Source organism: Clostridium sp. AM25-23AC (genome assembly GCF_003435125.1).
GTDB classification, from domain to species: Bacteria; Bacillota; Clostridia; order Lachnospirales; family Lachnospiraceae; genus Pilosibacter; species Pilosibacter fragilis.
On record NZ_QWGI01000019.1, the window covers coordinates 68428 to 75039 of the forward strand.

At 41.2% G+C, this 6612-nt stretch carries 6 protein-coding genes; 1 reads left to right on the top strand and 5 read right to left on the bottom strand.

The window, feature by feature from the left end; all coding sequences use genetic code 11:
* Nucleotides 1-20 precede the first annotated feature (20 nt).
* Complete coding sequence (locus DW677_RS12255; protein ID WP_117567408.1) at nucleotides 21-1217, top strand: M20 family metallopeptidase; 1197 nt, start codon at nucleotides 21-23, stop codon at nucleotides 1215-1217.
* Nucleotides 1218-1509: 292 nt separating this feature from the next.
* Here the strand turns inward: DW677_RS12255 and DW677_RS12260 are convergent, their stop codons facing one another.
* From DW677_RS12260 to DW677_RS12280, 5 genes are all read right to left on the bottom strand, one after another.
* Nucleotides 1510-2775, bottom strand: coding sequence for a site-specific integrase (locus DW677_RS12260; protein WP_117567410.1), 1266 nt, complete (start codon nucleotides 2773-2775; stop codon nucleotides 1510-1512).
* A gap of 86 nt (nucleotides 2776-2861) precedes the next feature.
* Nucleotides 2862-3086 carry an excisionase gene (locus DW677_RS12265; RefSeq protein ID WP_117567412.1) on the bottom strand — a complete coding sequence of 75 codons (225 nt, stop codon included), beginning with the start codon at nucleotides 3084-3086 and terminating at the stop codon, nucleotides 2862-2864.
* Between the two features lie 69 nt (nucleotides 3087-3155).
* The gene (locus tag DW677_RS12270; protein ID WP_117567414.1) at nucleotides 3156-4958 is read right to left on the bottom strand and encodes a phage/plasmid primase, P4 family; all 1803 of its coding nucleotides are present in this window, start codon (nucleotides 4956-4958) and stop codon (nucleotides 3156-3158) included.
* The gene (locus tag DW677_RS12275) at nucleotides 4933-5451 is read right to left on the bottom strand and encodes a hypothetical protein (protein ID WP_117567416.1); all 519 of its coding nucleotides are present in this window, start codon (nucleotides 5449-5451) and stop codon (nucleotides 4933-4935) included. The genes DW677_RS12270 and DW677_RS12275 overlap by 26 nt, the downstream gene beginning before the upstream one ends.
* A 166-nt stretch (nucleotides 5452-5617) precedes the next feature.
* A partial coding sequence (locus tag DW677_RS12280) for a recombinase zinc beta ribbon domain-containing protein (RefSeq protein WP_181968350.1) occupies nucleotides 5618-6612 on the bottom strand: 995 nt, incomplete at its 5' end.

A 6612-nucleotide genomic window follows, 5' to 3' on the forward strand; every position in this document is an offset into this window, starting at 1 on the left:
CCTGCAGGAGGTATTTCCCTATGAATCAGAATAAGTTAAAAATTATTGAGACCATTGACAAGATGCAAAATGAACTTCTGACACTTTCCCATCAGATCCATGATCATCCGGAACTGGGATTCCAGGAACATCAGGCTGTAGGATTTATCCGCACATTTTTAGAAGGCCATGGGTTCGAGGTTGAAACCCCTTATTGCGGACTTGACACATCTTTTAAAGCAGTAAAAAAAGGAAAGCATGCAGGACCGAGAATCGCGTTTCTCGCAGAATATGATGCCCTTCGCGGAATCGGCCACGGTTGCGGTCACAATATTATTGCGACCTGTGCTGTCGGTGCATTTTCCGGTCTTGCCGCTCTCATGGACAACTATGATGGGGAAATCTCCATTATTGGCACCCCTGCGGAGGAAGGCGGTGCCGGTAAAGTGATTCTTTTAGAGCGCGGCGGTTTTCATGATACCGATTATGCGCTTATGATGCATCCGTCAGGAGGCGGATCGAATCTTGTAGGAAGAGGGGGACGCGCTGCCACAACCATCCGCTTCGTTTTCCACGGAAAAGCAGCCCACTCTTCTGCACCTTCGAACGGGATTAACGCGCTCAGTGCTGCAATCCATGTATTCAACCAGATTGATCTGATGCGTCCCACATTCCAGATTCAGGATAATATCAACGGTGTTATTTTAGAAGGTGGAACAGCTGCCAATGTCATTCCTGCACTCGTCCGGTGTGAATTTAATCTCCGAGCGGAAACCATGATACGAATTGAGTTTCTTATTGATCTCGTGAAATCCAGCATTGAACGGGCAGAATCCCTGACCGGAGCCAAGGCAGAGGTGGTTGTAGAACCGATCTACGCGGAACGCTACCCGAATAAGCCTATGTGCGAAGCTTTCAAAAATAATATGGAGTCTCTCGGAATTCACATGACCTGGCCAACACCGGGAAAACTGTACGGTTCTTCCGATATCGGAAATGTTTCGATTAAAATTCCGGCAATCCACGATTATCTGTCGATCACTGATGATAAAACGATTCAAAGTCACTCAAAAGCTTATGCAGACGCAGCCGCCTCACCGCAAGCCGATGAAATCTGCCTGAAGGGAGCCAAGGGTCTGGCCATGACTGCCCTGGATATTCTGGAAGACAGCAAATTCCGTGATGAGATCAACGCTTACCATGATGCACAGGTGCCGGAACGATATCATGAAAAGTAACGAATCCCATCCCAGTAATTGAAAGAAAGACAGAAAGGCAAAATAAGTCCTCTATCTGCGGATTTCTCCGTGAATAGGGGACTTATTGAAACTTTAAGATCCTAAATCCCGCATAAAATAAGGGATTTCGAACCTTCTACTCCGTGTCCTCCTCCAGCGTATACGGAGTAACCTGATATACGTAGTAGACCTACCAAGTAAATTTTACTTAATGCCGTTTTTCCTTATTTTATAAGCCTTTCCAGACTTTACAACACCACTTTCTTTGATTTTTACACCAAATATGCACCAATTATCCCGCCGATAAGGTAATAATCTTACCACTTTCATCCTTAGTGTTCTCGAATCGTTTAAGCGCCATATCATCAGCCATCCCATTCACTTTCGCCATTTCTTCTTCAAGAAGTTTCATTTCATCCACTTGAAGATCCGGCAATACATGCGCATACAAATCCATCGTCATTTGTAATGTCGCGTGCCCTAATATCTTTTGCAATACCTTAGGCTTCATATTCCCCTCCAGACTTCTCGTTGCAAATGTATGACGAAAAGTATGTGGTGTTATGGCTTCAAATTCTTCCAGAGAATCCCTCATAGAATTGATCTCATCGAGAATTCTCTTAACTGCATCGCAGAATACCTGCTCGATAATAGGTGTATTAAATTTTGTTGTAAAAAGAATATCTTCAAACTGCTTATTGCACCGTTTTAATCCCCATCGATTTCTCATGACTCGTTTTTGCAGTATCTGCTTTTTCAGTGCCAGTTCTGCATGCTTATTCATGGGTATTTTTCTTCCACTCTTCTTTGTTTTTGGTGTATCTATATGAATAGTCTTCTTCGTATCTCCTTCCCACTTTTGATAAATGAGGGTCTTGTTCACCGAAATTCTTTTTCTGTTAAAATCAATATCAGCTTCGGTTAAAGCGCAGGCTTCTCCCGGACGCAGTCCTGTGTTTACACATACGGTAAACAGGTTATCATAAAAAGTTCCCTTACAACAATCAAAAAACACTGATTGTTCTTCTTTTGTCATAACCCTTGGATCTTTTTCTTCGTCTCGAACTATTTTGATTCCCTTCACAGGGTTTTTCTTGATGAAATTGTCAATCATCGCCTTAGAAAACATATCCATCAGCATGATTCTTGCACGATTTTTTGTTTCAAAACCATATCCATCTCGATCCATGCCATTTATAAAATCCAATATCTGTAAATGCGTAATTTCCGCTATACGGCGTTCTCCCAAACACGGTTTAATATGCTTTTTATAGAAGCTTATGTAACCAGCTTTCGTATTCTCTTTTATAATGCCATATTTATAAATGTTCATCCATTTGACGTACCATTCATCTAAGGTCATTTTGCTGTCACAGATATTGAGTTTCTGTTCATCCTCATATTTGGCTTTGGTCAAATCTGCCCTAACTTCTGATAGATTATAGCTAGTGAATTGAGGACGATTTCCAAATCTATCTGTAAATCTCCCCACATAACACCCATTTTTCCGCTGTGTGATTCCCTTTCCTAGTTCTTTTCCTTTTAAATCTTTTCCCATATATCTGAACTCCTTTCCGGTGTCCAGAAGCTTAGGAAACTATGTGCTACATTTTAAAGTGTAGCACATAGTTCCCTTTGTTGCAATTATATAGCCTCTGCACTCTCAATCCACTTTTCGAATTTTATCCTCTTAATCAGATATTTGCAGCCATTTTTCAATACAAACGGACATCTCGGATTTCTAACAAGCTCTCGAATTTTTTTGTCACCAATCCCAGAATACTCCGCTGCTTCTTCTATCGTCAGGTTCATTTTTTCCCATACAGGAATTCTATTGCTGACATTCCGTTCTGTATCAATTGAACTCATATGATGTACTCTCCTTCCTCGTTTCAGCTTTTCCTAACGTTCCAGTCCGTGGTCAATCGATACTCTGCATCATTTTTCACACATTCCAATTACGCCTATCCTCGGATTATCTTTTGACGCACATCTAATCCTTCTAAATTCACAGTTTTGAAATGTCATCTTTAACCAGTTCGAAAAGTATTCATATGTAACTGCCATCAAGCCTTGTTGCGTACAATACTTTCTATAGTTAAGATAGATGTCCTGAAGATACACTTTATCGGATACATTGCCCGTTACAGTCAATTTCTTACTTACATACTGTTCAATTGTACCAGAGATATCCTCTAGTTGATATCTCCAGCGTTTTTTCATATTGTCTGCCACTGCGCAATGCGAAAAAGAAAAATTTCTTGTTACGACCTTATGGACTGCACATAAGCATCTTGTTACAATAGAATTTTTCTCCTGCAAAAGTTTTTCCAGCAATTCATGATCCAATTCTGGCTTGGGAACTGAATGTTCAAACGGAATTATTATCATTCGTTCCCAAAATGCCGTATCATCATCCACTTTCGGAATTACAACAGGATAATTACTTGCAAAAAGGAACCGCATCTTACTACGGATAGATCGCATATTCTCGTACTTCTTTTCCACGGTTATCAAGTCTCCACCTGTAATCTGCTTTAAGAGTGCAACCGTCATAGCATCCAATTTTCCCTTTGGGAGATCCATTGCCATATTTATAAGTTTTCCCTGTGTATCTCCCAGAGAGAATCTATTGGAAAGTTGATATGTCGCACGGTAAGCAATATATCTCTCCCCAATTATTTCTCTCAACAGATTTCCGATAGTGCTTTTCCCGCTATCCGGTGCTGTTCCCATAACAAAGAAACACTTTCCATCATTTAGCGAAGACATTAAATATCCCATCACTTCCTGGATGCGCGTCCTAATCTGCTGATCACCATCGCTTATTTGATTTAGAAACTTTTCAAAAAACTCTGTATCCCTTTTTCCTGTCCACTTGGCCTTCAGCTCATAGAAAGTCAGATACTCCGGCGAATGTTTCCGCAATTCAAGTGAACGTAAGTCCAAGACCCCATTTTTTAATACGACAAAATACTTTGCTTCTTTAAGTCTCTTTTCATAGTCTCTAGGAATCAAATCTTCTCTTGCTTTTATATAAGAAAAGCATTCTGAAAATTTTCTTATTCCCATGCATCCAAACCCCGTCAAGTCAACTTTATTTACTATCACTTCAAGAAACCTTTGCTCTGTATCAATCAGGTCATATGTTCTTCCATTATAGTAATACAGTGCATCCTCATGGCGAATCACTATTACTTTTTGCAGCAACATTTCCACCAGATCAGACAACGAATATTTCGACAGATTTTTTGTTCTCACCGACTCAGTACCCGTATTATTTTTGCTTTCTTGTGGAAATGTCATCGGAACTTCAAAATACGTTTTACTTTTTTTCGCATACCGCTCATTTCCAATATTTCCGTCTGCGAACTCTGCAATGATATTTTTTAGTTCATCATTGGGCGAGTTCATAAATACATTTTCCTGGGCATGTAACGGTTCTGCTCTGTCCGACGTAAATGCTTCTATACACTGCTGTTTTTCGTTGGCATTCCATTCTCCCGGATTTCTTAACCTATTTTTCAGGTCTACAGTCTCTTTTTTCACCTTCTTCCCGTTAATAGAATCACTTTTCTTACTCTTCCCTGCGAACTTTGCAAACAAACTCAGCAGTACCTCATCGTCTTGTAGGTGAGCATCAGACACATCTTCATCTCGCCTGACTCTACATCTATGTCTGTCAGAGCGATAAGATACATTCTGCGTTTCCCCTCTACTCCGTTTTTTCCGTTCTTCCATGAATCAACTCCCCCTGTTCTAGTACTTTTTTCATTATCTCAAAGATATCTGACTCATCATCATCGTTATTTTCGCAGTCGATGCAATACCCCTTTTGTCCTTGCCAATCAAAATAAAAAGCTATACTGCCTTCTGTGCTTTCTATTGCCCCCACAATATTAATCACACTAGAGGTCTCATCTGACTTCCGTCTGAATATAAAAATTGAATTTTCATCTTCCGGACTTCCTATGCACATGAGCATATGCTGGGAGGATTTGATGCACAACTCTAGATTCTTTGGAAGATTTATGAGATCTCCGTTCTCCACTCTCCATTCAAGTGTATGGTGATCCGTAAAGTTCACAAATACAAATGCGTTTTTTATTCCGACCTTTCCTGTATCCGCGAACTTTGCTCCATAATACTTGTCAGATAGGAGGGCAAAGTCATATCTTCCATATGTGCTTAATGCTTTTCTTCTCGCTGTAAAAAATTCTTCTTTTTTATTCATAATATTTTTTATCGCTCATGAGCGAACTCCTTTTTGTTATTCAGACGTCTTACCGCTATTATATTAGCAAGGAATCCCCCTGAATAGTTCTGTACTATAAAAAACATCGGTGTACAAGGGGTACAAACAAGATAAAATAGAAATGAGGGGCGATAGAGCGGAAATGTCAGATTTTCCACTCTATCTGAACACGGTCGCTGGTGGCCTTGATCGTAGAGATCAAACCATCGGCGGCTTTTCTTTTGTCGTCAAAATCTATGCTCTCCCAGTTGTCGAGATAATAGGATAACTTCTTTATCTGCTGGGGAGATATGGTTTCAACACTCAATTCGGCGATTGCCTTTGAAATGGTCTGGCGTCGGGTGTCCAGTTCTTCAATTTTTTTGTTGGCGTAGGCAAGCAAGGTCGCATTGGCTCCGGTCAGCGTATCCAGCAGCTTTTCAATTTCTGCCTCCACCTGTGCCAGCTCCACTTGATAGGCGGTCAGCTTCGGATTGACTTTTTCCTCCCTGCCGTGGAGTATCTGAAAGTCTTTGAACTTCTCCTGCATGGCCGAGAAAATGAATTGCTCAAATTCTTCTTTGCGGATTTTCCCACAGCCCGGACAGCCTTTGTTTTCCGTCCGTTTGGTACAGCGGAAATAGCCGGTGCTGTTTGGTACATGGGTGGCTTTCAGAGCATACCCACAATGCCCGCATTTGATTTTTCCGGCCAGCCAAGTATTTTTCGGTTTCCGTCCCTGCTGGAAAGTGGTATTTGCCATAAGTTTTTTGCGGCATTTCAGCCATGTGTCAGAGGAAATGAGTGCTTCGTGGGGAGCGATAACAAGTATCTGGTCTTTTAAGCACCTGTCCTTGTCCTCCTTCACATCCCGTCCCTGATAAAGATAGCAGCCGTTTGTTCCGGCAAAGTCAGAAGCGTCATTGATAATCGCTGCGCCCTGGCTTTTGAAAAATTCGTACAGCTCCAAATCGGCCTGTGCGTAAACGGGGTTTCTTAAAAGCTGGGAAAGAAATGTACGGAACATGGATTTGCCATAAATTTTTATGTCATGTTCCTCGAAGTATCGGGTAATATCTCCGAAGGAGGTTTCCGGTTCAGCGTACATTTCAAACATCAGCTGAAGTGCTATACTAACGTTGTAACAGTAGTGGCTAATAA